General features: G+C 66.0%; 24 protein-coding genes. 16 read left to right on the top strand and 8 right to left on the bottom strand.

What is annotated here, in order from left to right; all coding sequences use genetic code 11:
* Positions 1–4: 4 nt before the first annotated feature.
* Together QEP15_RS12700 and poxB are read right to left on the bottom strand one after the other, a co-directional pair.
* Positions 5–1,048: a DNA-binding protein gene (locus tag QEP15_RS12700; protein ID WP_175155475.1), complete on the bottom strand. Its 1,044-nt coding sequence runs from the start codon at positions 1,046–1,048 to the stop codon at positions 5–7.
* 139 nt (positions 1,049–1,187) lie between these two features.
* Positions 1,188–2,915: a ubiquinone-dependent pyruvate dehydrogenase gene (gene poxB, locus QEP15_RS12695; RefSeq protein WP_280148849.1), complete on the bottom strand. Its 1,728-nt coding sequence runs from the start codon at positions 2,913–2,915 to the stop codon at positions 1,188–1,190.
* 205 nt (positions 2,916–3,120) lie between these two features.
* Between poxB and QEP15_RS12690 the strand changes: the two genes are divergently transcribed.
* The 3 genes from QEP15_RS12690 to QEP15_RS12680 all read left to right on the top strand — a co-directional run bounded on the left by QEP15_RS12690 (position 3,121) and on the right by QEP15_RS12680 (position 7,895).
* Positions 3,121–4,239, top strand: a complete 1,119-nt coding sequence (locus QEP15_RS12690) for a site-specific integrase (RefSeq protein ID WP_175155473.1) — start codon at positions 3,121–3,123, stop codon at positions 4,237–4,239.
* 114 nt (positions 4,240–4,353) lie between these two features.
* Positions 4,354–5,904 (top strand): sensor domain-containing diguanylate cyclase, encoded by a 1,551-nt coding sequence (locus QEP15_RS12685; RefSeq protein ID WP_217617998.1) that lies wholly within the window; start codon positions 4,354–4,356, stop codon positions 5,902–5,904.
* 236 nt (positions 5,905–6,140) lie between these two features.
* On the top strand, positions 6,141–7,895 hold the full coding sequence (locus QEP15_RS12680; protein WP_280148848.1) for a GGDEF domain-containing protein: 1,755 nt from the start codon (positions 6,141–6,143) through the stop codon (positions 7,893–7,895).
* A gap of 23 nt (positions 7,896–7,918) precedes the next feature.
* Here QEP15_RS12680 and QEP15_RS12675 read toward each other — a convergent pair whose 3' ends face one another.
* Complete coding sequence (locus tag QEP15_RS12675) at positions 7,919–8,071, bottom strand: hypothetical protein (protein WP_174245449.1); 153 nt, start codon at positions 8,069–8,071, stop codon at positions 7,919–7,921.
* A 315-nt stretch (positions 8,072–8,386) separates the two neighbouring features.
* On the opposite strand from QEP15_RS12675, the gene QEP15_RS12670 reads away from it, so the two are divergent.
* From QEP15_RS12670 to QEP15_RS12655, 4 genes are all read left to right on the top strand, one after another.
* Entirely contained in the window at positions 8,387–8,977 is a 591-nt protein-coding gene (locus QEP15_RS12670) for a TetR/AcrR family transcriptional regulator (RefSeq protein WP_280148847.1), read from the top strand.
* A gap of 55 nt (positions 8,978–9,032) precedes the next feature.
* Positions 9,033–9,512 (top strand): nuclear transport factor 2 family protein, encoded by a 480-nt coding sequence (locus tag QEP15_RS12665; protein WP_152384443.1) that lies wholly within the window; start codon positions 9,033–9,035, stop codon positions 9,510–9,512.
* Positions 9,513–9,771: 259 nt separating this feature from the next.
* A complete protein-coding gene (locus QEP15_RS12660) occupies positions 9,772–10,242 on the top strand; it encodes a tripartite tricarboxylate transporter TctB family protein (protein WP_056317818.1) in 471 nt (156 codons plus the stop codon).
* A gap of 3 nt (positions 10,243–10,245) precedes the next feature.
* Complete coding sequence (locus QEP15_RS12655) at positions 10,246–11,772, top strand: tripartite tricarboxylate transporter permease (protein ID WP_180098787.1); 1,527 nt, start codon at positions 10,246–10,248, stop codon at positions 11,770–11,772.
* Positions 11,773–11,874: 102 nt separating this feature from the next.
* On the opposite strand, the gene QEP15_RS12650 is transcribed toward QEP15_RS12655, so the two are convergent.
* Positions 11,875–12,183 (bottom strand): Rdx family protein, encoded by a 309-nt coding sequence (locus QEP15_RS12650; protein WP_217618001.1) that lies wholly within the window; start codon positions 12,181–12,183, stop codon positions 11,875–11,877.
* 87 nt (positions 12,184–12,270) lie between these two features.
* Between QEP15_RS12650 and QEP15_RS12645 the strand changes: the two genes are divergently transcribed.
* Both QEP15_RS12645 and QEP15_RS12640 read left to right on the top strand, forming a co-directional pair.
* Positions 12,271–13,473: a multidrug effflux MFS transporter gene (locus QEP15_RS12645; protein WP_217618002.1), complete on the top strand. Its 1,203-nt coding sequence runs from the start codon at positions 12,271–12,273 to the stop codon at positions 13,471–13,473.
* A 54-nt stretch (positions 13,474–13,527) separates the two neighbouring features.
* Positions 13,528–14,322: an enoyl-CoA hydratase gene (locus QEP15_RS12640; protein WP_217618003.1), complete on the top strand. Its 795-nt coding sequence runs from the start codon at positions 13,528–13,530 to the stop codon at positions 14,320–14,322.
* A 27-nt stretch (positions 14,323–14,349) separates the two neighbouring features.
* On the opposite strand, the gene chrA is transcribed toward QEP15_RS12640, so the two are convergent.
* The gene (chrA, locus tag QEP15_RS12635; RefSeq protein WP_280148846.1) at positions 14,350–15,606 is read right to left on the bottom strand and encodes a chromate efflux transporter; all 1,257 of its coding nucleotides are present in this window, start codon (positions 15,604–15,606) and stop codon (positions 14,350–14,352) included.
* Positions 15,607–15,848: 242 nt separating this feature from the next.
* Here chrA and QEP15_RS12630 point away from each other — a divergent pair, with 242 nt between their 5' ends.
* Positions 15,849–16,328, top strand: coding sequence for a carboxymuconolactone decarboxylase family protein (locus QEP15_RS12630; RefSeq protein WP_062839496.1), 480 nt, complete (start codon positions 15,849–15,851; stop codon positions 16,326–16,328).
* Between the two features lie 21 nt (positions 16,329–16,349).
* On the opposite strand, the gene pdxR is transcribed toward QEP15_RS12630, so the two are convergent.
* Positions 16,350–17,774, bottom strand: a complete 1,425-nt coding sequence (gene pdxR, locus QEP15_RS12625) for a MocR-like pyridoxine biosynthesis transcription factor PdxR (RefSeq protein ID WP_280148845.1) — start codon at positions 17,772–17,774, stop codon at positions 16,350–16,352.
* Positions 17,775–17,886: 112 nt separating this feature from the next.
* On the opposite strand from pdxR, the gene QEP15_RS12620 reads away from it, so the two are divergent.
* From QEP15_RS12620 to QEP15_RS12610, 3 genes are all read left to right on the top strand, one after another.
* A complete protein-coding gene (locus QEP15_RS12620) occupies positions 17,887–18,342 on the top strand; it encodes a GNAT family N-acetyltransferase (RefSeq protein ID WP_280148844.1) in 456 nt (151 codons plus the stop codon).
* Positions 18,339–19,055, top strand: coding sequence for an FMN-dependent NADH-azoreductase (locus QEP15_RS12615; protein WP_280148843.1), 717 nt, complete (start codon positions 18,339–18,341; stop codon positions 19,053–19,055). The genes QEP15_RS12620 and QEP15_RS12615 overlap by 4 nt, the downstream gene beginning before the upstream one ends.
* Positions 19,056–19,181: 126 nt before the next feature.
* A complete protein-coding gene (locus tag QEP15_RS12610; RefSeq protein WP_152384435.1) occupies positions 19,182–19,664 on the top strand; it encodes a hypothetical protein in 483 nt (160 codons plus the stop codon).
* Between the two features lie 24 nt (positions 19,665–19,688).
* Here QEP15_RS12610 and QEP15_RS12605 read toward each other — a convergent pair whose 3' ends face one another.
* Positions 19,689–21,266, bottom strand: coding sequence for a TerC family protein (locus QEP15_RS12605; protein WP_280148842.1), 1,578 nt, complete (start codon positions 21,264–21,266; stop codon positions 19,689–19,691).
* Positions 21,267–21,661: 395 nt separating this feature from the next.
* On the bottom strand, positions 21,662–22,069 hold the full coding sequence (locus tag QEP15_RS12600) for a hypothetical protein (protein WP_280148841.1): 408 nt from the start codon (positions 22,067–22,069) through the stop codon (positions 21,662–21,664).
* Between the two features lie 114 nt (positions 22,070–22,183).
* Between QEP15_RS12600 and QEP15_RS12595 the strand changes: the two genes are divergently transcribed.
* Genes QEP15_RS12595 through QEP15_RS12585 form a run of 3 tightly spaced genes read left to right on the top strand, consistent with a single transcriptional unit; the run spans position 22,184 to position 25,684 of the window.
* Positions 22,184–22,942: a gluconate 2-dehydrogenase subunit 3 family protein gene (locus QEP15_RS12595; protein ID WP_152384432.1), complete on the top strand. Its 759-nt coding sequence runs from the start codon at positions 22,184–22,186 to the stop codon at positions 22,940–22,942.
* Positions 22,935–24,707 (top strand): GMC family oxidoreductase, encoded by a 1,773-nt coding sequence (locus tag QEP15_RS12590; protein ID WP_280148840.1) that lies wholly within the window; start codon positions 22,935–22,937, stop codon positions 24,705–24,707. The genes QEP15_RS12595 and QEP15_RS12590 overlap by 8 nt, the downstream gene beginning before the upstream one ends.
* Positions 24,704–25,684, top strand: coding sequence for a c-type cytochrome (locus tag QEP15_RS12585; protein WP_280148839.1), 981 nt, complete (start codon positions 24,704–24,706; stop codon positions 25,682–25,684). The genes QEP15_RS12590 and QEP15_RS12585 overlap by 4 nt, the downstream gene beginning before the upstream one ends.
* Positions 25,685–25,732 lie beyond the last annotated feature (48 nt).

The raw sequence follows: 25,732 nt of genomic DNA, 5'->3' as shown, positions 1-25,732 counted from the left end.
TGAATTACTTGGGTTGAGCCGGCTCAGGTGTGTGCGCCGGCTGCGTGGGGTGTGACGACGCTTGCATCGCCAGCAACCGCGTTGTCAGTTCGTCGAACTGGACATCCCGCGATTTCAACTGGGCCATCAGACTATCCACCTGCGCGGATGCGCCCGCCAGACGTTGCGCCAGATCCGATTCCCGCGCCTGGCTGGCTTGAAGCGCTTGAGCCGCCGCCACGGTCTCGGCATGCCGTTCGCGCTGGTCGGCCAGCGCCTGCGCCTGAAGGGAGGCAGCTCGCTGCTCGGCCGCACGTTGTTGCTCCTGGACGGCGGCAAGCGCGTCGCGTAGCTGGTCTGCCTGCTGTTGGGCGGCAACCAGGGATGCGTCCAGACGAGTCTGCAAGCGCTTAACCGCGCCCCGCTCCACATCCAGCTCGTTCAGCCAGCGGCGCTCGTGGGCAGCGTGGCGCGCATCCAGGGCGGCAATCGCCTGCGCGTGCCGGTCGCGGTCCTGCTCGGCGTCGGCCAGCAAGGCCTTGTTGGCGGCGCGGGCGTCCTCCAGACGGGTTTGCGTTGCGGCCAGCGCCGCGTCCCGTTGGCGCAATTGCGCTTCGGCGGCTTGCAGACGATTTTCGGTGGTGGCCAATTGCGCCCTGGCGACCTCCAGCGCTTCCTGCAGGTGCTTTTCGCGCTCGATCAGCTGCGCCTCGCGTAGTTCAAGCTGTTCGGCCTGCGCGGCAAACCGCTCCCCTTCCCTGGCCAATTCCTCCCATCGTTCCTCATATGCCCGAGCCTGTTCAGCCCTGGCTGCTGCCAGCGCGGCTTCCCAGAAATGCGTGGCGGCCTGGGCGATGGGGTCCGGTACTGCGGTGGGTGCAGCAAACGCACGCGGATCCTGGATGCGTGCGCCCAGCGCGCGGAACCAGGATTCCAGGTGCGGACTGACGGTATTGGGCGAGCCCCGGCCGATTTTCTGGCGAACTCGCTCGATGGTGGGCCGGGCGCCCTCCAACAACAGCGCATCCGCAGCGCTCCAGACGTCCGATTCCGTAATGCCAGTGGCCATGATGATTTGCGTTGCCGAGGTGAGTTGAATTAGTCACGATAATGGAACCTTATCGTGATTTAACTTGCATATACGTTATATATCTTACAGCATACGTAATATTTTATACATAACGCGATTTGCGGCCTCCGCCCTTCCCTCAACGTCCAAGATTCGTCCGGGCAAGCTCAACGACCTCATCGCCGCGGCCGTTCATGATGGCTTTGAGCATGTACAGGCCAAATCCCTTGGCTTGCTCGAGCTTGATCTTGGGTGGCACGATCAGCTCTTGCGCCGAAACCACGACGTCGACCAGCGCGGGACCGGGGTGCGCCAGCGCTTCCGTCAGCGCGGCGTCCAGCATTTCCGACGACTCGACCCGGATGCCCCGGACGCCGACGGCTTCTGCCATCGCCGCGAAATTGGGGTTCTTGAGGTCTGTGCCGGTATCCAGGAAGCCCTCCGCTTTCATTTCCATGGAAACAAAGCCGAGCGCGCCGTTGTTGAAGACGACGATCTTCACAGGCAGCTGCAACTGGGACAGGGACAGGAAATCTCCCATCATCATGGTGAATCCGCCGTCGCCCGATAGCGAGATGACCTGCCTGCCTGGCGCGGCCGCCTGGGCGCCGATGGCCTGCAGCATGGCGTTGGCCATCGAGCCGTGGTTGAACGAGCCCAGCAACCGGCGCTTGCCGTTCATGGAGAGATATCGCGCAGCCCACACGGTGGGCGTGCCGACATCCACCGCGAAGATCGCGTCCTCGTTTGCGAGCGCGTTGACGCGGTGCGCCAGGTATTGCGGATGGAGCGGCCTGCCAGCCGGCGCGGGCACGGCGAGGCTATCGAGGTCTTTGCGTGCATTCCGGTAATGATCGAGGGCAGCGTCAAGGAATGTCTGGTCCTGACGCTCGTCAAGCTGATCGAGCAGCGCGGCAATGGTTTCGCCGACGTCGGCGGCAATGCCCAACGACAGCGGTGCGCGCCGGCCGAGGGCAGCGGGGTCGCGATCGATCTGGACGATCTTTGCGTGTTTGGGATAGAAAGGCCGGTACGGAAAGTCCGAGCCCAGCATCAGCAGAAGCTCGGCGTTTTCCATGGCTTGGTAACCGGACGAAAAGCCGATGAATCCGGTCATGCCGACATCGAACGGGTTGTCCCACTCGACGTGCTCCTTGCCGCGCAATGCGTGAATGATGGGCGCTTTGAGGCGCTGTGCCAGCGCGATCACGGCGTCGCGGCTGCCGGCGCAGCCGCTGCCCGCCAGAATCGACACCTTTCGCGCCCCGTTGAGCAGACCGGCCAGTTGCTGCACGGCCGCCGCGTCTGGACGCAAGTGCGCACGCGCGGGCGGCGCGGGCCAGAACGCGGGCGCATCCGCGGGCGCCGCAGCAAGCGCCACATCGCCCGGTATTACAAGGACCGCCACGCCCTGCCTGCCGACCGCCGTGTTGATGGCGCGTGCCAGCACCCCTGGCAATTGCGCAGGGTTCGATACCAGCTCGACGAAGTCGGCGCATTCCTTGAAGAGTTCCTGGGGATGCGTCTCCTGGAAATACCCCAACCCGATTTCAGAGGACGGAATGTGGGCTGCAATGGCCAGGACCGGAAGGCGGCTGCGTTGGCAGTCAAACAATCCGTTGATCAGATGCAGATTGCCCGGTCCGCAACTGCCTGCGCATACGGCCAGCGATCCGGTGACGGCTGCTTCCGCGCCAGCGGCGAATGCGGCGGTCTCTTCGTGCCGGGTGTGCATCCATTCAATTCCGCCAAGCCGCCGAAGACTGTCATTCAGTCCATTGAGACTGTCGCCGGTCACGCCCCAAATGCGGCGTACCCCGACATCGGTAAGCACTTTGACAAGAAAATCTGCGACGGTTGCGGCCATGGAAGGCTCCTTGAAGAACCGCCGCCGGGAACGCTACCGCTACTGACTGCCCTCAGCGCCGGAAGTTGACTTGCGTGCGGGAAATCGTAGCACCGCGCGCCACGCCTGGCCGATGGCGGCCGCAGGCGCCTCCACCGGCTAACATGACGGGCTTGTTCAACTGATTCATCACTCAGGAGACGGCATCTGCCGTGCGCGCGGAAACATGAATGACTTGCCAGGCGCGGCGCCGGCGCTGACACGCGCCCTGGCGCGGTTGGATCCGGACAGCCTTGACCGCCACGCGGACGCCGCGGTGCGCGACCTGTTGCGCGAAGGCAGTTCCCCCAACACGGCTGCCAGCTATCGCACGGCGATCCGTTACTGGTCGGCCTGGTTCGGGCTGCGTTATGGCCGGTCGTTCGCCTTGCCTGTGTCAGAGGCCGCGGTCATTCAATTTGTGGTGGACCACGCGCAGCGGTCTTCCGGGGACGGTCTTGAATGGGAACTGCCGCTGGAGCTGGACCAGGAACTGGTGCGCCTGAAGGCAAAGGGACGGTTGGGCGCGCCCAGCCTGAACACGCTGCTGCAACGCCTGTCGGTGTTGTCCAAGGCGCATGAATTGCTGGGCCACCCGAACCCCTGCCGCGCCGCCGCCGTGCGCGAGCTGGTGTCCAAGACGCGCCGCGCGTACGCCCGCCGCGGCGTCGCGCCCGCGCGCAAGGAAGCCCTGACGCGCGAGCCGCTTCAAGCCATGCTGGACACCTGCGACGACTCGTTGCGCGGCAAACGCGACCGCGCCCTGCTCCTTTTTGCCTGGGCAAGCGGCGGCCGGCGCCGGTCTGAAGTGGTGCAGGCCACCGTGGAGAACACGCGCCGCGCGGGCGATGGCTATCTGTATACGATGGCGCATTCCAAGACGAACCAGACGGGCGCCCTTCGGGCGCAGGACCAGAAACCGATATTGGGCAAGGCCGCGCAGGCGCTGGCGGACTGGCTGGCCGCAAGCGGCATCCGCCAAGGGCCGATCTTCCGGCGCGTGCGGCGCGGCGATGTGGTTGGCGAGCCGCTGGCCGCCGCGGCGGTGCGCGACATCGTTCTGGAACGCAGCCGGCTGGCCGGACTGGACGGCGCCTATTCGGCACACAGCCTGCGGTCCGGGTTTGTCACGGAGGCCGGGCGGCGCAACGTGCCGCTGGGCGACACGATGGCGATGACCGGCCACGCCAGCGTAGCGACGGTGATGGGATATTTCCGGGCCGGCGCCGCGGCGCAATCTCCGGCCGCTCGCCTGCTGGACGACCCGCAGGGGCCAGACCTACAGGATCCCCCCGGCCTGCCGTAATGGTGGGAGTGACCGTACAATCACCGCGCCCCGGCCTTTACGCCGATCGATGCCCATCGGATCGGATGCAACCGCCCAAGGCGCCGGCTTGTCCCCTGCCCGTCCCCGACCCCCATGCAAATCAATCTTCGCGGGCTTGTGCTTGCGCTTACCGTCTTCAGCGCCATCGCGGCCACGGCCAATGCCCTGTATGCAAGCTATCTGGTGCAGCGTGAGCAGTTGATCGAGAACACCCTCGAATCGAACCGCGTCTACGCCACGAAGCTGGCGGAAAGCGCGGCAAGCTTCCTGCGGTCCGCACAGCAGCAATTGGGATACAGCGCCCGGCACATGCCCGAGCTGATGGGATCGCCGGATCGCCTTGCCGCCGAAGTGATGCGCGTGCAGCAACAGACCGATAGCTTCAACTCGGTAGGTGTCGTGGGGGTGGACGGCACAGTCCTCGCGACCACGCAGACCTTCCGGAGCTTTCTGGGCGTGCAGATCGACAGTCCGGGCAGCCGGGCCGCCCTGCGGGCCCGCCAGCCCATGATCAGCAAGCCCTACGTGTCCGTTGCGGGCAATCTGCTCGTCAATGTGTCGCATCCCATCTTCTCGAACGACGGCCAGTACCTGGGGTATGTGGGGGGCGCGATTTACCTGCGCAATGAAAGCGCCTTGCATGAGCTGCTGGGCAATCACCATTACCACGATGGATCGTATCTGTACGTGGTCGATGGCGATGGGCAGCTTATCTATCACACGGATGCCTCTCGCGTGGGCGAGACGGTGCTGTCCAATCCGGTGGTGGCATCGGTGGTCAAAGGCAACGCCGGGGCGATGCGCGTCATCAATACCAAGGGCGTGGACATGCTGGCCGGGTATGCGCCGGTGCCCATCAGCGGCTGGGGCGTGGTGGCGCAGCGCCCTGCGCAGGTCACATTGGAGCCGATCCACGACCTTATCTGGGCGCTGTTGGGCTATGCTGCGCCGCTGGCGGTGGCGTTTCTGCTGGCCATCTGGTGGTGCGCCCGCATGATTTCGCTACCGCTGTCGCAACTGGCGACGAACGTCGAGCATCAGGACGTCAGCGAGGCGATGCAGCGAGTGCATTCCGTCAAGGCGTGGTACTTCGAGGCCGAGCGCCTCAAGCGCGCCGTGATCGCCAGCTTCACCAGTCTGCAGGACAAGATTGGCAAGCTGAATCTGGCCAGCATCACCGATCCGTTGACCGGCCTGCGCAACCGCCGCGGCACCCAGGATGCGGTGGACCAGATGCAGGCCGGCGGCACGCCGTTTTCGGTGGTGGCGCTGGATATCGACCATTTCAAGCGGATCAACGATACCTACGGCCACAATGTGGGCGACGAGGTGATTCGCGACATGGCGCAGATCATGCGCGAGTGCTCGCGTCCGTCCGACGTGCTGTGCCGCAACGGCGGCGAGGAGTTCCTGATCCTGTTGCCCGGCGTGGCCGCGCGGGAAGCTGTCCATGTCGCCGAACGGCTGCGCACGCATATCGCCGAGCGCCCCTTGCACGGCGACAATCGCGTCACCGTGTCGGCCGGCGTGGCGCAATGGCCATCGAGCGGGCCGGATGTGGACGAAGCGTTCCGTGCCGCCGATGCCGCGCTGTATGTGGCCAAACAGCAGGGCCGCAACCGGGTGGTGATGCACGAGGCTTGATGCCCAGGATTGCGAGGCGGCAGGTCGCTGGCCGGCGTGTCCTGTCTGCGAGCGGCACGGCGCGACGAAAGTCGATGGCGCAAGTTTTCGCAGATAAACGCAATTAACTGCGTTGGAAAGAAATAATCTTGCCGCCATAAACTGAAATAAGCCATCTTCTGCCAAAAGCCAGGTCTTCAAAGGGGCAATTACAGTATCCTGCGCAGCTTCCACTTTGCCTGGACCTGCACGCCGAGATGTTGCGCCCTGCCGTCGCGCCAAAATCCCTGGAATGTCATTTCATCGCGCTGGCCGTCGGCGTGCTGTTGCTGGTGTCGGTGCTTGCCGGCATCCTGCTCTATCAGAATTGGCGATCCTACGGAGCGGCGTCGGACGCGCGGCAGGCATTCTCGTCGGTGCGCGCGACGATCCGCGTCATGGAGCATGCCTCCGCGGAGCGCGGCCCCATGAACGCAGCGCTGGGGTCCGCCCTGCCCGTGCCGCAGCACGTCATGGATTCCCTGTCAGCGGCCCGCGCCCGCACGGACGCCCTGATTGACGCGCTGCTGGCGCTGCATGCCGGCGCCGACGGCGCCGCAAAGCGCGGCGAGATTCAGCAGATTCGTCAGGCGCTGGCCAGCGCGCGGCAGGACATCGACCAGCTCATCGCCACGCCGCGCGATCAGTTGTCGGGACAAATGTTGTGGGACGCGGTCAGCGGCATGGTTCGCATCATTCCGCAGTGGCAGGCCAGCCTGGCTGCCAACGCGGGATGGGTCATGCGCAGTGAAGCCAATGCGCCCAGTTTGCTGACGCTGGCACTGCTGGCCAGCGAGCTGCGCGAACAGGCAGGACTGCTGGGATCCACCTATACGCCCGCGCTGAGCCGCCACCGGAAGCTGACGGCCGAGGAACAGTTCCGCATTGAACGCGTCCTGGGCCGGATCGACGAGTTGCGCGCGCTCATTGAAGCCCGCATGGCGACGCAGCCCGATGTGCGCGCCTCCGAGGTCTATGCCCGCATGCAACAGCGCTACTTCGGCGACGGTCTGGCCTATCTGGCGCGCGTGCGCGGGCAGGCATCGCGGCAGTCCGACGAGCCCGCCGTGTCGACCGCCGCGCTGGCAGCGGCCTATGTGCCGCTGATGGGCGCCATCACGGAATTTCGCGACGTGCTGCTGGACGAGATGGGACGGCATATCGAGGCGCATCGCATGGCCGCTGCGCGGCTGCTTGCCGTGACCCTGGCGGCCACCGCGCTGCTGGTGGCCGCCCTTGCCGTGGCGCTGGTGCAATTTCGCAAGCGCGTGATCCAGCCTTTTGCGCAGGCCACGCGCATCATCGGATCCATTGCCAGCGGCGCGGCGCCAGCCAACATTGCGCACGGCAATCATCATGGCGAAGTGCAAGACATGTTCAATGCGCTGCGCGTGCTCAAGGAGAAGTCCGCCGCGCAGAAGCAGCTTGAAGCCGAGCGCGACCGGTTGATTGCGGATCTGGCGCACTCCGCCGAGACGGACTATCTGACCGGGCTGCTGAATCGGCGGGCCTTTGAGAAGCGCTTTGAGGCGGCGCGCGCGCATTGGGACGAGAGGCAGCCGATGCTGGCGTTCATCCTGTTCGATATCGACCACTTCAAGACCATCAACGACACGCACGGGCATGCCAGCGGCGACCTGGCGCTCAAGGCCGTGGCGCAGCTGTGCCACACGACGTGGCGTCAGTCGGATGTCGTTGCGCGGGTGGGCGGGGAGGAATTCGCGGTGCTCTGCCGCACGCGCAGCGCGCAGCAGGCGATGGAGATGGCGCAGCGGATGCGAGACCGCATCCGGGCCTGCTCAGTCACGTCGGCAACCGGCGTCCCGTTCGGGCTGACGGCCAGTTTCGGCGTGGCGTGTATTTCGTGGAGCCATGCAGAAAGCGTCAGCGGCCTTTTCCGGGCCGCTGACGAACTGCTTTATCTGGCGAAATTGAACGGGCGCGATCAAGTCCAGCAACGCACCCTGGGGTGAAAGCAGGGTCCGGGCTTACAGGCTTAGTTCTTCACGCGCGAGACGTCGGCCTTTTTGGGCGTGTCGGCGTGGGACGGCGTGTCGTGCCGGTCGGACTGCTTGTTGGCCTCGGGGGCCTTCCAATTCAACGGGGGGATCTCGAAGCTTCCCTTCTTGGCAGTCAATTGATGAGACATAAGCATGCTCCTGGACAGGCGCATGGCTTCCCCCGCCGAGCATTGCGCACAGATTCAGGCGGGCCATGAATGCCGCGGGTGCGGGGGAGCATTCAGGAGCAGGCGTCGCCGGGATTCGAAACTACTGGCTTGTTCTTATAATTTTGCCGATAGATGAAAGATTTTAGCAGAATTTTGGCAGAAATAGCAAGCTAAATTGCGGGGCGTCGCCCTGGGAGCGCGTTTGGCTTTCGGAAGCGGGACCGAAAAATCGCGTTGACGACGGAGAATGACCGTTCTACTATCTGCCCATTGCAGATAGAACGATCATTCTCCATGACTGAAGCTCATACCGTTTCCCATACCGAATCCCGCGCCGACGTGCAGGAAAAATTGTTGCGCGCCACCGAGTCCCTGATCTATGCCGGGGGCATCAACGCCACCGGCATGGACCTCATCGTCAAGACGTCCGGCGTTGCACGCAAGAGCATCTACAAGCACTACGGCACCAAGGAAGTCCTGGTGGCCGCGGCGCTGTCGGCCCGCGATGAGCGCTGGATGCAGTGGGTCATCGATGCGACGACGCGCGCGCCCTCGCCGCACGATCGCGTGCTGTCGATCTTCGATGCGTTACGCGAGTGGTTCGCCTCGGAAGGATTTCACGGCTGCGCCTTCATCAATGCCGCCGGCGAAATCGGCGACCCCGACAGCCCCATCCGCGCGGTGGCGCGGCGCCACAAGGAGCGCCTGCTTGCGCACGTGCAATCGCTGGTGCAAGCGGCTGGCGTGGCCCAGCCCGAGGAGTGCGCGCGCCAATTGCTGGTGCTGATCGACGGCGCGATTGCCGTGGCCATGGTCACGGGCGACGCATCGATTACGGACAGCGCCGAGCGCGCGGCCGCAGCGCTTCTTCAGGCCAACGCCTGACCTTATCCACGTTTCCTTCCTGATTCCCTCCCCCCCCAACCATGAGGCTCACGCCATGACATCGTCCCCTGAAGTCCGCCCGCCCCTTCCTCCCTTTACGCTCGAAAGCGCCATCCTGAAAGTGCGCCTGGCCGAAGACGGCTGGAACACCCGCGACGCGGACAAAGTTGCCCAGGCCTACAGCCTGGACACCCGCTGGCGCAACCGCGCCGAGTTCGTGCATGGCCGCGACGAAGCGCGCGAATTTCTTTCGCGCAAATGGGCGCGCGAACTTGAGTACCGGTTGATCAAGGAACTGTGGGCCTACACCGGCAATCGCATCGCGGTGCGCTATGCATACGAGTGGCGCGACGACTCGCGAAACTGGTTCCGCTCGTACGGCAACGAGAACTGGGAATTCGGCGAGGACGGCTTGATGATCCACCGCCATTCCAGCATCAACGACCTTCCCATCAAGGAAGCCGACCGCAAATTTCACTGGCCGCTCGGACGCCGTCCGGACGATCATCCCAGCCTGTCCGACCTGGGTATGTAAACGCCCTGCACGGCTCTCGCGTGGGCCTGCAACGCCTGCGCGGCCCGCGTGCCGCACAGGCGCTTGACGCGCGCATTCCCCTTCAAAAAAGCCTAGGGATTTCCCCCGTTTTCGTGGCTATCGCGACACCCGCGCGCAACTTTCGCACGCCTTGAAAGGTGAACGGAAGTTTGGATTTTTAGACTCCCGCATTCATTGCAGTGTCAGCTTTTGTTCAGACCTCAGTCAGGCAAAAGCACAACAACGGGAGGAAAAGACCATGCAATCAAAACGCAGCGCCGTGCGGCGCGAGGCGTGGGCTGCGGGCACGATGATCGTGCTGGGCCTGGGCGCCATCGCGCAGGCGTCAACCTACACATTGGGAACCCTGGACCGCATGGGCCCGGGCATGTTCCCGGCCATTCTGGGCGTGTTGCTGGTGCTTCTTGGCTTGGCCATCGCCAAGATGGCGGCTTCGCCCGTGGCCGCCGAGGAAGATGCCGAAGAAGTGGCGCCGCCCGAATGGCGCGGCTGGGGCTGCATCATCGGGGGCCTGCTTTCCTTCATCCTCATCGGCAAGTTCGGCGGCCTGGTGCCGGCGACGTTCGTGCTGGTCTTCATCTCTGCCATGGGCGACCGCCAGCATACCTGGCGCTCCGCAGCCATCCTTGCCGCCGGCGTCACGGTGCTTGGCGTGGCCGTGTTCTCCTGGGCGCTGCAACTGCAGTTTCCGTTGTTCCGCTGGGGTTGATCCATGGAAATCTTCAATAATCTGATGCACGGGTTTTCGGTCGCTTTCGCGCTGGACAACCTGATGTGGGCCATCTTTGGCGTGTTCATGGGCAACCTGATCGGCGTGCTGCCGGGCATGGGCGTGCTGGCCGCCATTTCGATCCTGCTGCCCCTGACCTACACGATGACGCCCACCGCGGCGCTGGTGATGCTGTCCGGCATCTATTACGGCTCGCAGTACGGCGGCGGCATCACGTCGATCATGTTGAACCTGCCCGGCACCGCCTCGCACGCAGTGGCCTGCCTGGACGGCAATCCGCTCGCGCGCAACGGCAAGGCGGGCTCGGCCCTCTTCATGCTGATGTTCTCGTCGTTCTGTGGCGCGTCCGTCGGCATCCTGGCAATGATCCTGTTCTCGCCGCTACTGGTCGACGTCGCGTTCAAGTTCGGTCCCGCCGAGTACTTCTCGATGATGATGCTGGGCCTGCTGGCCGGCGCAACGCTGGCCAAGGGTTCGGCGATCAAGGGCGTGGCGATGGTGGTGGTCGGCCTGCTGCTGGGCGTGGTGGGCACGGACGTGAACACCGGCACAATGCGCTTTCACTTCGGCATTCTGGAACTGTCCGACGGGCTGCAGATCGTGGCGCTGGCCATGGGGCTGTTCGGCGTGGCGGATTTCCTGAAGAACATCAATCGCATCGGCGGCGACAGCAAGGTCACCTCGACGAAGGTGAGCATGAAGTCCATGCGTCCGGAAGCCGGCGACATCAAGCAGTCGCGCGGCGCGCTGGTGCGCGGCACGGCGATCGGTGCGGCGTTCGGCATCCTGCCGGGCACGGGTCCGACCATCGCGTCGTTCATCTCTTACGCCACGGAAAAGAAGGTTGCCCGTGAACCGCGCCGCTTTGGCCGCGGAGCCATCGAAGGCATCGCCGGTCCGGAAGCCGCAACCAGCGCATCGACGCAGACCAGCTTCATCCCGACGATGAGCCTGGGCATCCCTGGCGATCCCGTCATGGCGCTGATGCTGGGCGCGCTGATCATTCACGGCATCCAGCCGGGTCCGCAGATGATGGTCGAGCACGCCGACATGTTCTGGGGGCTGATCGCCAGCTTCTGGGTCGGCAACGTGCTGCTGCTGCTCCTGAACCTGCCGCTCATCGGCATGTGGGTGCGCCTGTTGACGGTTCCCTTCCGCTATCTGTTCCCTGCCGCGCTGTTCTTCGTCTGCGTGGGGGTATACAGCACGAACAACAACCTCTTCGACGTGGGAATGGTGACCTTGTTCGGCGCCGCGGGCTACGCGTTGATCCGGCTGCGTTTCGAACCGGCGCCGCTGCTGCTGGGATTTGTGCTCGGGCCCATGGTGGAAGAGAACTTCCGCCGCGCCCTGCTGCTGTCGCGCGGTGAGCTGTCGATCTTCGTGACGCGGCCCATCAGCCTGGGCTTCATCCTGGCATGCGTGGGGCTGATCGCGTTGCTCGGCGTGTCGGCGCTGCGCCAGCGCAAGGCGCGCGAAGCGCTTAAGCACGCGGAGTCTGCCGCGTAAACGCAAATCAAGAATCGGGGTAGTGCTGCTTTGGCCGGTCTTAAAAGGACCGGCCTTTTTTTGCCTGGCTGCCCGGTCAGCGATGCGGGTCGGCGATGCGGGTCAGCTTTCCGGCGTGGCGGTGTGGCCGTCGATGTGGCCAAGCGGGCGGCCCGGATCCAGGCGGTCGCGCACGCGCTGCTTGAGCACCTTGGCGTCGGGGAAGCCGCCGTCGCGCTTGCGGTCCCAGATCAGATCGCCGTCGTAGGTGATCTGGAAAATTCCGCCGGTGCCGGGCTGCAGCGCCACTTCGCCAAGATCCGTCGAAAACGTGGAAAGCAATTCTTGCGCCATCCAGCCCGCACGCAGCAGCCATTGGCACTGCGTGCAATACAGGATGACGATGCGAGGGCGCAAAGCAGACGGGTTCATGGGAACGGCATTCTACGCCTGCGCGGGCGGAGGCGATCATGGATAATGTCGGGTTTTCCCGGGTCTGCAATGGGCCCAGAGCCTCGTATGAAGTCTGCCTTGACGCCCCGAGGCCAACGCTGGCTGATCGGTCTTTTGATGGGACTGGTCACGCTCACGCCGATGGCCATCGACATCTACCTGCCTTCCCTGCCCGCCATGGCATTGGCGTTTGGCGAGCCCATCGGCGCCTTGCAATCCAGCATCACCCTTTTCATTTTTGCGGTGGGCGTGGGCCAGGTGCTGATCGGCCCGCTGGCCGACCGCTATGGCCGCCGGCCCGTGGCCCTGTGCGGCGCTGCGGCATATCTGGCAGGCTCGGCGCTGGGCGCGTCGGCAACGTCCCTCGAGGTGTTTTACGCAGCACGCGTCATCCAGGGATTAGGCGCGTGTTCGGCATCGCTGGTCGCGTTTGCCGCCGTGCGGGATTGCTTTACCCCGGCCGTCGGCGCGCGCGTCTACAGCTACCTGAACGGCGCGCTATGTTCCGTGCCCGCGCTGGCGCCGATGGTGGGCGGCGTGCTGGCCCTGCATGCTGGCTGGCGCAGCACGTTCGTCTTCATGACGGTGTTCGCGTTGGCATTGGCGGCGCTGCTGGCCGTGCGCTTCGAGGAAACCCGCGCCAAGCTGACGCACCGGCCAGGCGCGCTGAACAGCCTGCCCCGTTATGCGTCCATCGTCACCAGCGGACGGTTTCTCTACTTTGCGTGTTTCGGCATGGCGGGCATGGCCATGATCCTGGTGTTCGTGTCGGCCGCGCCCGTCGTGCTGGTCGAACAGCTTGGGTACAGCGAGCTGGGCTTTTCGGCATGGTTTGGGGCGAATGCAACCATCAACATCGCGGCGTTTTTCCTGGCGCCCGCGTTCATCGCGCGCCATGGCCGCTACACCATGGTGCGCGTCGGCATGGCCGCCCTCCTGCTGGCGTCGGTCCTGCAGGTCGGCGCGTGGCTGTGGATGCCTTTGTCGGCCTGGGTCTTCATGCTGCCGGTCACGGTGTTTACCGTCGGATTCTCGCTGGCGCTGGGATCGGGGCTGAGCCTGGCGCTCGAGCCTTTTGCCGACCGGGCGGGCACTGCCGCCGCCGTGTACGGCCTCTTCCAGATGAGCGGGTCGGCGGTGATCGCCACCCTGCTGCTGGACAGCGGCATGGCGCCTCAGGCGGCCATGGCGCTGGTCGGCGCGGTCATCGTGGCGCCGCTGCTGCTGCTCTCGCCGGCGTTGGGCCGGCGCCTTGCCGCCGGTTCCTGAGCCAGTGGGCGCGGGGCGTGCGCTAGTATCCAGGAACAACCACCTGGAGGCGACATGTCCATCGAAAAACCCGCGGACGAACCGGTGCTGCTGCGCAGCGCCGAAGGCGGCGTCGTCACGCTGCGCCTGAACCGCCCTTCCCAGTTCAACGCCTTGTCCGAGGCGATGCTGGCCGCGTTGCAACAGGAAATCGACACACTGGCATGCGATGCCGACGTCCGCTGCGTGGTGCTGGAGTCGGCCGGCCGCGCGTTCTGCGCGGGCCATGACTTGCGCGAGATGCGCAGCCAGCCGGACCTTGATTACTACCGGGCGCTCTTTCGCCGATGCGGCAGCGTCATGCAAGGCTTGCAGGCGCTGCCGGTGCCCGTGATCGCCAAGGTGCACGGCATTGCCACCGCGGCGGGATGCCAACTGGTCGCCAGCTGCGATCTGGCAGTCGCCGCAGACACCGCGAAGTTCGCCGTGTCCGGCATCAACGTCGGCCTGTTCTGCGCCACGCCCGCCGTGGCCCTGACCCGCAACCTGTCTGCCAAGCGCGCCTTCGAGATGCTGATGACCGCGCGCTTCATCGATGCCGCCCAGGCTGTGGACTGGGGGCTGATCAACGCGGCGGCGCCCGAGAGCGAATTGGATGCGCGTGTGCGCACGCTGGTGGACGACATCCTGGCCAAGAGCCCGGCGGCCGTGCGTTACGGCAAGCGGATGTTCTACAAGCAGCGGCAGATGTCCCTGGCCGATGCCTACGATTACGCGGGCGACGTGATGGCCCGCAACATGATGGAGGCGGACGCGTGCGAAGGCATCGACGCCTTCCTGCAGAAACGCCCGCCGCGCTGGACGTCGTGACGACGCGCCGGCGGCTGGGGCCGGGCGTTAGACCAGCCAGCCCAGCGACCAGCCGCTGACAGCCGCCAGCAGCACCACCCATAACGGCGACCAGCGGGCATAGACCAGCAACGCGAACAGCAACAGCGCGAGGCCAAAGTCGGCCTTGCCCAGGATTGCGCTGGTCCAGACGGGGTCATACAGCGCGCCGAGCAGGATGCCGACGACGCTGGCATTGACGCCGGCCACCATGTTGCGCACGCCTGGCCGGCGCCGCAGCGTGTCCCAGAACGGCAGCGCCGCGGTAAGCAGCAAGGCACCCGGCACGAAGATGACACAGAGAAGCAGCAAGCCGCCCGCCCATCCGGACAAGGGGCCGGACGACATCGCGCCCAGGAAGGCCGCGAAGGTGAACAAGGGCCCGGGCATGGCCTGGGCCGCACCGTAACCGGCCAGGAAATCCGCGCTGGACACCATGCCGGTGGAGACCGACGCCGTCTCCAGCAGCGGCAGCACCACGTGCCCGCCGCCAAAGACCAGCGCGCCCGCGCGATAGAAGCCGTCGATCTGGCCCGCCAGCGCGCCGCTGGAGATCAGCGCCCAGAGCGGCAGCCCCGCCATCAGCACGGCAAAGAGCACCAGCGACGCCACGCCCGCCGCGCGCGACACGCCGGAAGGCGCGTGGGACAGGACGGGCCGGGCCGGCAATTGCAGGAAGGCCGCTCCGATCACCGCGCCCAGCACCACGGCGCCGATCTGCGCCAGCGCGGCCGGCAGCACCACCGTGAGTAATGCGGCGGCGACCGCCAACGCGGCGCGGGATCGGTCCGGGCACAGCGAACGGCCCATTCCCCATACCGCTTGCGCAACGATGGCCACGGCGGCCACCTTCAGCCCATGAATGGCCGCCGACCCGGAAAGCCAGCCGTAATGGGCAAGCCCCATCGCAAATCCGATCAAGACGAGCGCCGAAGGCAGCGTGAAGGCGACCCACGCGGCCAGCATGCCAGCCCACCCGGCGCGGCGCAGGCCGATCGCCATGCCGACCTGACTGCTGGCCGGACCCGGCAGAAACTGGCACAGCGCGACCAGGTCCGAAAAGGTGTAATCGTCGAGCCAACGGCGCCGGTCGACAAATTCGGTGCGGAAGTAACCAAGATGCGCGACCGGTCCGCCAAAGGACGTCAAGCCCAGGCGCAGGAACACCAGAAACACTTCAAGACAGGACCCTCGGTCCGCCTGGGCGCGCGCGCCGGTGGCCGGCTTGCTGTCGACATGTTCGTCATGGGGGGATGGGTGCGGCATCGGCTCGGGCTTCGTGGGAAATCGGGGCGGCGATTTTATAAAAGGCCCCAGCACCAAGCTTATAGCCGGGCCACGGCCGGGATTCAATCGGATAAATGTCAGGAATTGGCGCGTGGCGGACGCACCGCCCGGCGCATCATGGCCCATATCAAAAATGGGTTCTTGGCACTTCAGCGGTAGGCCAATCGGCGCCATCATTTGCCGGTCATTCCCCCATCCCATTGCAATAGAAAGGTCTGAACATGAGCCAACGGTTGAATTATTTCCAGGTGTCCGAAGTCCTGTCGAAGAAGTATCTGGACTTCAGCATGGCGCTGAAGAAGACGCCTGTGGTCCAGGAGCTTGGCTCGCTGGTCGATATCCGTGCCTCGCAGATCAACGGCTGCGGATTCTGCCTGGACATGCACGTCAAGGAAGCCACGATCAAGGGCGAGCGCGCGCTGCGCCTGCATCACGTCGCCATCTGGCGCGAATCCCCCCTCTTCTCGCCGCGTGAACGCGCCGCGCTGGAATGGACCGAGGCGCTTACGACGCTGCCGCCGCACGGCGTGCCGGACGAGATCTACGACGCTGTGCGAGCGCAGTTCACGGAATCCGAGCTGTCGGACCTGACCTTCCTGGTGGTCGGGATCAATGGCTGGAACCGGCTGAACGTCGCGTTTCGCACCGAGCCCGGGTCCGCGGACAAGGCCTATGGCCTGGACAAGGCCGGCTTGAACTGACCGGCGCTCTCCTGCCGCGACTCACATGAGCTGCAGGATGCGGCGCGCCAGCTGCTCCGCCTGCTCGGCCGAGACGATATTGGTGAAGCTCATGAGCAGGCCGGCGCGCGCGTCCGGCGCCGCCGACCAGTGCGACAAGGCATGGGCGTACAGGCCCTGCCGCAGCATGCGCGCCGCAAGTTCGCGATCGGTCTGATGGCCGTCCAGCCGCGCCACCAGGTGCATGCCGCCCGGCTGCGGATCAATGCGCAACCGGTTGCCCAGCACGCTGGACAGCGCTGCGGCCGTGGCCTCGCGCCGTTCGCTGTACAGACGGCGCATGCGCTGGATATGGCGCGCGAAGTGTCCTTCGTTGATGAACGAGGCCAGCACGGCCTGCGTCAACGCCGGCGCGCCGCCCGCCAGCAATAGGCACAGACGCTCGAAGCGCGGCGCCTGCTCCTCGGGCACCACCAGGTAGGCGAGCCGCATGCCCGGAAACAGCACCTTGCTGAAGGTGCCCGAATACAGCACGCGACCCTGGCGGTCCAGGCTCTTCAGGGCCGGTAGCGGACGGCCGACGTAACGGTATTCGCCGTCGTAATCGTCCTCCACGATCCACGCGCTGCTGCGTTCTGCCCAGTCCAGCAGCGCCTGGCGCCGGGGCAGCGACAGCGACAGGCATAGCGGACTTTGGTGCGCGGGCGTCACGACCGCCGCCCGGGCCCGCGGCTCCCGCGCAATGCCCGCCTCCACGACCAGCCCTTGCGCGTCCACCGGCACCGGCACGGCCTGCATCCCTGCCTGCGCCAGCAGCGCCCGCGTTGGCGGATAGCCGGGGTCCTCCACCCAGACCGAATCGCCGGGCTTGAACAGCGCCTGCATGATGAGCTGCAGGGTGTTGTTGTAGCCCGACGTGATGAACACCTGGCTGGGCGCGCACTGGATGCCGCGCGCCACCTGCAGGTAGGCGGCCGTCGCGGTCCTGAGCGCGAGCAAGCCCGAGGGATCGGGGTACGCAAGGTCCGGCGGCTGCATGCCGCGCAGGTGGCGCGCGCCCAGACGCGCCCAGATCTTGCGCGGAAAGGCGTCGAGCGCGGGCAGTCCCATCTGGAATGGCAACGGTGCGGCCGGACGTTGCCAGCCGTCTTCCGTCGCCTCTGCGGGCCGGGCCTTTGCGGCGGGCGCGGGGCGCGCAATCGGTTGCAGGTTGGGAGCGACCACGGTGCCGGCCTGGCCGCGCGCCTGGATGTAGCCCTCGGACGCCAGCAGCGAATAGGCGACCTCGATGGTGCCGCGCGCCACGCCGATTTCCTTGGCTAGCGCGCGTGCCGACGGGATGCGGTCGCCGGGCTTGAGGGTGCCCTCGGCGATGGCGCTCCGGAATCGCTCATAGATCTGGCGGTAGAGCGGATGGCCGGCGGCGTCAGAGACGGTTTGCAGACCGTCGGGGGTTGCAGGAATCATGGCATAGTCCGTAATCGCATTTATGGCCCTTCAAATTATGGCATGTGGTTTTTAAGATTCGTACTCACGCCGGGCGTGCACTTCGCGCCCTGAACTTCGAGCGACTGATCCCATGCACACATCCACGGAACCGTCCTTGCGCCATCTGGAGACCCCGGAAGAATGGCAGGCCTGCCTGCCGCTGATGCGCGAGCTGCGACCCCATCTTGCCCACGACGAGGCGTTTGTCGAACGCCTAGCCCGCATGCACCAGCAGAACTATCGCCTGCTCGCCGTCATGCGCGACGGCGAAGCGCTGGCGCTGGCGGGATACCGGTATCAGGAAAACCTGATCTACGGGCGGTTCCTGTACGTGGACGACCTAGTGGTGGCGCCGTCGGCGCGCGGCAGCCGCTGGGGCGCCCGGCTGATCGCCGAGCTGGATCACCTGGCGCGCGGCGCGGACTGCGACAAGCTGGTGCTGGACACCGGGCTGGGCAACGCGCTGGCGCAACGCTTCTACTTCCGGCAGGGCCTGTTGACCAGCGCCATCCGGTTCAGCAAATCCTTGAAAGGAAACACCCAATGAGCATTCTTCGTATCCGCTGCAGCCCGCGCGGGCTCGATTCCGAGAGCTATCGCCTGTCCCAGCGCATCGTCGACCGCCTCGTGCGGTCGACGCCGGCCGGCGGCCTGGAGGTCGTCGAGTTTGACGCCACCACCCTCACCCATGCGGACAGCGACTATGCGGCGGCGCTGGCTGCGCCGGCGGATCCTGCCGCCGACGTGCTCGGGCGCGGTTCGCTGCACGCGTCGGGCGCGCTGATCCGGATGCTGGAAAACGCCAGCCACGTCGTGCTGGCCACGCCCATGCACAACTTCACCGTCCCCTCCGCGTTGAAGGCATGGCTGGATCTTGTCGTCCGGGTGCGCAATACGTTTCACATCACGCCGCAGGGCAAGGTCGGATTGCTGGCGGACCGCCCCGTGTTTGTCGCGATCTCGTCGGGCGGGACCTTCAGCGGCGAAGAGGCCCGTCAGCCGGACTTCCTGACGCCATACCTGCGGCACGTGCTGGCGACCATCGGGCTGAAACAGGTGACGTTCGTATCGGTGGAGGGAACGGCCCGTGGGCCGGCTTATCTTGCGGCTGCTCGCAAGCAGGCCGAACGCGCGGTCGATGCCATTTCTTTCGCAGCCTTCCCATGCGGCGTCAGCCGGATACCAGCCGGATGGCGCCCGTCCGACCCGCTGGCGGCCGGTGACGCAATCCCTTCGGGCCATCCGATCGGGCCGCATTGACACGCTTGATTTAGCCGCTCTACGCTAGCCCGCACTTGTGGTCCAACTTGGGCGTGGTCCTGCCCCGGCGCACCAAGGTGCGGGAGGCGCAACATGACGCTATGCAGGCCTGGAGCAATCGCATGCGTGCTGCTGTGGCTGAGTGTCCTGGCGCCAGCCGGCGCGCAGGCGGCATGCAGCGACAAGACATTGCGCGAGATGTCGGACGCGGGACGCACCGTGGCGACGATTGCCAAACGCTGCGGGATGAGCGCGGCAGCGGTGAAGGAACGCCTGGGCGCAGGCGTAACGAAATCGAACCGCGCGCCGCCCGAGGCCGCTGCGTCCGCCGCCGCGGGGGGAGCCGAAGCCGCGTCCACAGCATCCCCGGCCGCGCCAGCCGCGGCATCCGCCGCCAACACCACAAAGACCGCCAAGCCGGCAAAGGCGCCCGCCGATCCGCCAAAACACCCGCCGGGCACCATCCTGGAACTGTGCGGATGCTACGGCAGCATGGAATACGGCTTCACCGAGCCGAACGCGCAATGCGTGAGCGGCAAGGCCGTGGCGACGCGGTGTCCGGGCTATTGCCCGGTGAACCGGTCGCCATGGCGCCGCATCTGCAGTTGAGGCGGCGGCGAGCCGCCCTGCCGGTCAGTCGGCCGCGCTGACTTCGGGCTGGTGCGGACGCGCATGCACCTGGTCGATTCGCAGGCCGTCCCGCCGCGTCACTTCGAACCCCCAGTCACGCAGCATCACGGTGTCGCCCGTTTCGGGGATCCGGCCGCCCGCGCGCAGCAGGCATCCAGCCAGCGTCGCATCGGGATAGTCGTCGGCAAGCGCCGGCGCATCCAGAAGGCGGGCGGCTTCGTCGACGGACAAGCGGCCGCCCAGCAGCCACGAGCCATCGGACAGCTGCAGGGCGTCCGGGTGGTCTTCCTGGTGTTCAGGCAAGTCGCCCGCCACCGCTTCCAGCACGTCCAGCGGCGTGACCAGGCCTTCGCACACGCCGTGCTCGTCGACGACGATCAGCATGTGATCGCGCGAGGCGCGCAGTTCATCCAGCACCTTCAGCACCGGCGTGGTTTCCATCACGTAGCGCGGTTCGCGCGCCAGTTCCACCAGGTCGATCGGACCGGGGTTCTGCAGCAGCGGCAGGACCTCCTTGAAGTGCAGGACGCCCAGCACGTTGGCCGGATCCCCCGCGCACAGCGGCAGGCGCGAGTGACCGGTGGCGAACTTGCGAATGATCACATCGGGCGTGTCGGACACATCCAGCCACGTCATGTCGCCGCGCGGGACCATGATGGAGCGGATGTCGCGCGTGCCGATGGACAGCACGCGCTCGATCATCGAGCTTTCCTCGGGCGCGAAGGCCGGCTCGTCCCCGGCGCCGTCCACCAGCGCGACCACTTCATCGGCTTGCGATACCGGCTGGCCGGCGCGGCCGCCCCGCAAGAGGCGCAGCACGGCCTGGGCCGTGCGCTGCCGGCGGCCCAGCGCATGCGTGCCTCGGGCGCGGTTGCGGCGGGCCAGCTGGTTGCACAGCTCGATCAGGATCGAGAAGCCGATGGCCGCATACAGATAACCCTTGGGAACGTGGAAGCCCAGGCCTTCGGCGACCAGGCTGAAACCGATCATCAGCAACAGGCCCAGACACAGGATCACCACTGTCGGATGACGGCCAACGAACGCCATCAGCGGGCGGCTGGCGATCATCATGACGGCCATTGCAAGCACGACGGCGATCATCATGATGCTCAGTTCCTGCACCATGCCCACGGCGGTGATGACGGAGTCCAGCGAGAACACGGCGTCCAGCACCACGATCTGCAGAATGACTTGCCAGAAGACGGCGTGCTGCGGCTTTTGCCCCTGGTCGTGGCTGACGCTGCCTTCCACGCGTTCGTGCAACTCCATCGTGCCTTTGAACAGCAGGAACAGGCCGCCCAGGATCAATATCAGATCGCGTCCGGAGATTTCGGCGCCCAGCACGGTGAAAAGCGGCGCGGTCAGCGTGACCACCCAGGCAATACTGGCCAGCAGGCCCAAACGCATCACCAGCGCGAGCGTCAGGCCAATGAGGCGTGCGCGGTTGCGCTGCTCGGGCGGCAACTTGTCCGCCAGGATGGCAATGAACACCAGGTTGTCGATGCCCAGCACAATTTCAAGAATGACCAGCGTCGCCAGGCCAAGCCAGGCGGTGGGGTCGGACATCCAGTCGAAAATCATCAGGTTTCCACGGAAAGCGTAAGCGAGCGCGCGTTCGGGGCGCGTCGGCGGGAAGGGAGTGCATCAGGAGCGCACCGCAATCATTGCAGAGGTGCGCGAATGGACGTGACCCGGCGAGGCGGCGCGCGGCCGCCCAGACGCGGCGTGGCCGCAGTGGCAATCAGGGAGGCGGCGCGCGGGCAGACAAGCCTTGCCGCGGCAGTGTGAGGAGAAGATGTCGGGCGCCGGCAGAAATGCGGCGCCCTGCTAGGGGGAGGGTCTTCGTTCATAGAAGGCGGATGGCTTCAGGCTGCCGGGGCAGCAATGCATCGGAATATCCGCCGGGCTCTCTTTCTTACAGGATCCTGAATCTTACCTGAAACATGGCATTGCGCGAATTGGGGCCGCTACTACGCTCAGTGGCCGCGCAGGTCAGCCGTGCCGCCAGAGCCCGACGACGCGCCGGAGCCCGGCATACCGCCGTGCCCTGTCGAGCCGGTGTTGCTGCCCGGCGTGCCCTTGGCGCCTCGCGTGTCCGCGCCGGCGTCGTCTTGCCGCGGACTCGATCCTGCCCGCACGGGCTCGTCCCGGCCGGGGTCTCGCTGTTTCTGTTTTGCGCCCTTGTCCTGCGCGCCCTGCGTTTGCGCGGGCGGCTGTTGCGCGCCGGAGGGTTGGTCCCGCTTGGACTGGCCGGCGGCGCTCATGCCGGGCGTCGTCTTCTGCGCTTGCGCAACCAACGTTTTCTCAACGCGCTGCGCCGACGCGCCGGTGGCAAGCAAGCCGCTCATGACGGTAGCGCACAGATACAGAATCGGATGTTTCATGATTGCTCCTTGGTCGACAGCGGTGACACACTGAGCCCCAGGCCAACAAGCTGACGCGGGATCTCTGTTCAACCAGGGGCAAGTGGCGTGCCTGCCCCGCCAAGGGAGCGATACATGCGTGATCAACCTGTACCCGGCCGGCGGGGGCTGCTCAAGGCCCTGGCCGTCGGCGTCCCCGGCGCCGCCTGGGCGCCCCGCGCAATCAGCGCACCGGACCATCCCCCTTCTGCCCCCCAGCCGGACGCTGCCGCGACCGGCGCCGCGCCCAACCGGACGCTCAAATTTTTCAATGCGCAGGAAGCCTTGACGATGGACGCCATCGCCGCGCGACTGATTCCGGCCGACGATCTGGGTCCGGGCGCCAAGGAAGCCGGGGTGACGCTGTTTCTTGACGGCCAGCTTGCCGGCGCCTGGGGCGCGGGCAGCCAGCTCTACCGCCAGGGTCCTTTCGAACCGGGCACGCCGGAACAGGGCTACCAGCTTTCGTTCACACCGGCCGAAATGTTCCGGCGCGGTCTGGCCGCGCTAGACGCGGCGGCGCGCAAAGCGGACGGCAAGCCGTTCGCGGATTTGGATGCGTCGCGCCAGGACGCCTGGCTGCGCGACATGCAGGAGGGCAAGCCCGACTTCTCGCCGCTGCCTTCTGGTGTGTTTTTCCAGGCACTGCTCGAAGGCACGATCGAAGGATTCTTTTCGGACCCGCTCTACGGCGGCAATGCGGACATGGTGGGGTGGAAGCTCGTGGGGTTTCCCGGCGCGTTTGCCTCGTTTTCCAACGACATCGAGCGCCACGGCGTGATCTGGGCCGGCCAGCCGGTGTCCATTGCCAACGCCACGAGCCACAAGATGACGCCCGGAGGCAAGCATGGCTAAAACGCTACCGGCGGTCGACGTCGCAATCATTGGAGGCGGATGGACCGGTTCCATCATCGGCAAGGAGCTTGCCGCCGCCAAGCAACGGGTCGTGGTGCTGGAACGCGGCGAGGCACGGTGGCCGTCGCCTGACTTTCAGGGGCCCAATGTCCACGACGAACTCAAGTACACGCGCCGCCACGAACTGCATCAGGACGCCGCGACCGAAACCTACACGTTCCGCAACAACACGGACCAGAAGGCGCTGCCGATGCGCCGGTGGCAATTTGCCTACCCTGGCACGCATCTGGGCGGCGCGGGCAATCACTGGTCGGGCGCCTACTACCGCTTCGATCCCACCGACTTCGTCATGCGCAGCCATTACAACGAGCGCTATGGCAAGGACATCTTCGACAAGGAACTGACCTGTCAGGACTGGGGCATCACCTATGACGAGCTGGAGCCGTACTTCGACCGCTTCGATTACCTGATCGGCGCTTCCGGCCAGGCGGGCAACATCAAGGGCGAAAAACAGGAAGGCGGCAACCCGTTCGAGCCGTGGCGCTCGCGCCCCTACCCCAACCCGCCCATGAAGGTGCCTTACGCGCCGGCGCTCTTTGGCGAAGCCGCGCGCAAGCTGGGCTACCACCCTTACGTGCAGCCGTCCGCGCTCTGTACGCGGCCCTATGTGAACACCGAAGGCCTGCACATGAGCGCGTGCGTGTACTGCGGATTCTGTTCCAACTTTGGTTGCGAGCACTTCGCCAAGGCCTCGCCGCAGGTGTGCATCCTGCCGGTGGCCATGAAGATGGAGAATTTCGAGATCCGCACCGGCGCGCATGTGCTGCGCGTGGAGCTGACGCCGGACAAGAAGCGCGCCCGGGGCGTGACGTACGTGGATGCGGGCGGCGAAGAAGTCTTCCAGCCGGCCGAGATCGTCGTGCTGTGCGCGTTCGGCATCAACAACGTGCGGCTGCTGTTGCTCTCGGGGATCGGCAAGCCCTTCGATCCGGCAACCCACACCGGTGTCGTGGGCCGCAACTACACGCACCAGACCACCTCGGGCGTAAACCTGTTTTTTGATGAGTCGGTCAACATCAATCCGTTCATGGGCGCCGGCGCGGTGGCGGTGACGATGGACGACTTCAGCGCCGACAACTTCGACCATGGGCCCGTGGGCTTCGTCGGCGGCGGCTATCTGCAGATTCAGGTGGTCAGCGGCGCGCCGATCGGCTTTCATCCCACGCCCAAGGGCACGCCGTCGTGGGGCTCTGAATGGAAGAAGGCGGTCGCGCGCTACTACAACCATGCGGCCAACATCACCATCACCGGCTCGGCGCAGCCCTGGCGCGGCGGCTACCTGAGCCTGGATCCCACCTACAAGGATGCGTGGGGCCTGCCGCTGTTGCGGGTGACTTACGATTTTCCCGACAACGACATCCGCATGTCGGCCTTTCTGACGGAAAAAGGCGACGAGATCGCTCGCGCCATGAAGGGCATCGTCCGCACCGAACCGGGCCCGCGCAAGCGGCCGTTTTCGGCGACCGCGTATCAATCCACCCACCTGACGGGCGGCGCGGCGATGGGCGACGACCCCAACACCAGCGTCGTCAACCGCTACGGTCAGTCGTGGGACGTGCCCAACGTGTTCGTCACGGGCGCCGCGCTCTTTCCGCAGAACTCGGGCTACAACCCGACAGGCACCGTGGGCGCCACCGCCTACTGGATCGTAGAGAAAATCAAGGCGGACTATCTGCGTTCGCCGGGCCCGCTGGTGTCATCATGATCGAACATCGCAAAGGCATCATCTTCACTGTCGGGTTGATGGTCGCGGTGCCGGCCATCACGCTCATCGCGACCGTGCACCAGATGATGGGCGCGGGCGGCGACGAGGCGATCCGGGCCTCGGCCGTGCCGCAACCGCCACCGCCCGCCGCGAGTCCGGCGCCGCAGGCGGCCGCGCCGGCGGGGCAAGGGGCGGCCCCGGCGGCTTCGGGTGCCACGCCGGCCGCGACGGGTCCCGCCGCTGGATCGGGCGCGGCGGCACCTGCCGCCGTATCGGGCGCGACGGCGCCTGCCGCCACATCGGGCGCCCAGACGCCTGCCCCGCTGAAACCCGTGCCGGGACGCAGCGCCAACGATTTCACCGCGTCGCGCCCGGATTGGGAAAAGTGGCTGCGTGAGGCCGATCCCGAAGCAGGCAAACAGCTGGCCGCGAACGGCAAGCCCGGCGCGGGGGTGCAGGCCTGCGTGGCCTGCCATGGCCCGGCCGGCATCACGCCCACGGGCGGCATTTTCCCCAACCTGGCGGGGCTGCGCAGCGAATATCTCGCCAAGCAGTTGGCCGACTTCCGGTCCGGCACGCGGGTGCAACCCCTGATGAACACCATCGCGCGCGCGCTGACAGAGGAAGAAATCGGACAGGTGGCGGCCTATTACGGCACGTTGGCCGGCCCGCCGCTGCACGTGGGCGAGTTCGGCGGCGAGGCGGCGCGCAAGCTGGATGTTGAAGGCGACGGCGCGCGCGCCCTGCCCGCCTGCGCCAATTGCCATGGTCTGCGCGGCATGGGCGAAGGCCCGCTGTTGCCGCGGCTGGCCGGACAGTCTCGGGAATATTTCACCGACCAGATGAATGCGTTTCGCAATGGCTCACGCCAGAACGACGATGTCGGCGTGATGCGGGCGTTTTCGCGGCGCCTGACCGACGCGGAGATCCAGGCGCTGGCGCAATACTACGCCGGCCCGGCGCCAGCGCCGCGGTAGGCGCCGTTTAGGCAGTACAATCGCGTCCGCCGCACCCGCAACGGGTGC

Source organism: Achromobacter mucicolens, assembly GCF_029866465.1.
Classification (GTDB): Bacteria; Pseudomonadota; Gammaproteobacteria; order Burkholderiales; family Burkholderiaceae_B; genus Achromobacter; species Achromobacter mucicolens.
Note: the sequence above shows the minus strand (reverse complement) of the source record. Positions and strands in the feature narration are given on the sequence as shown.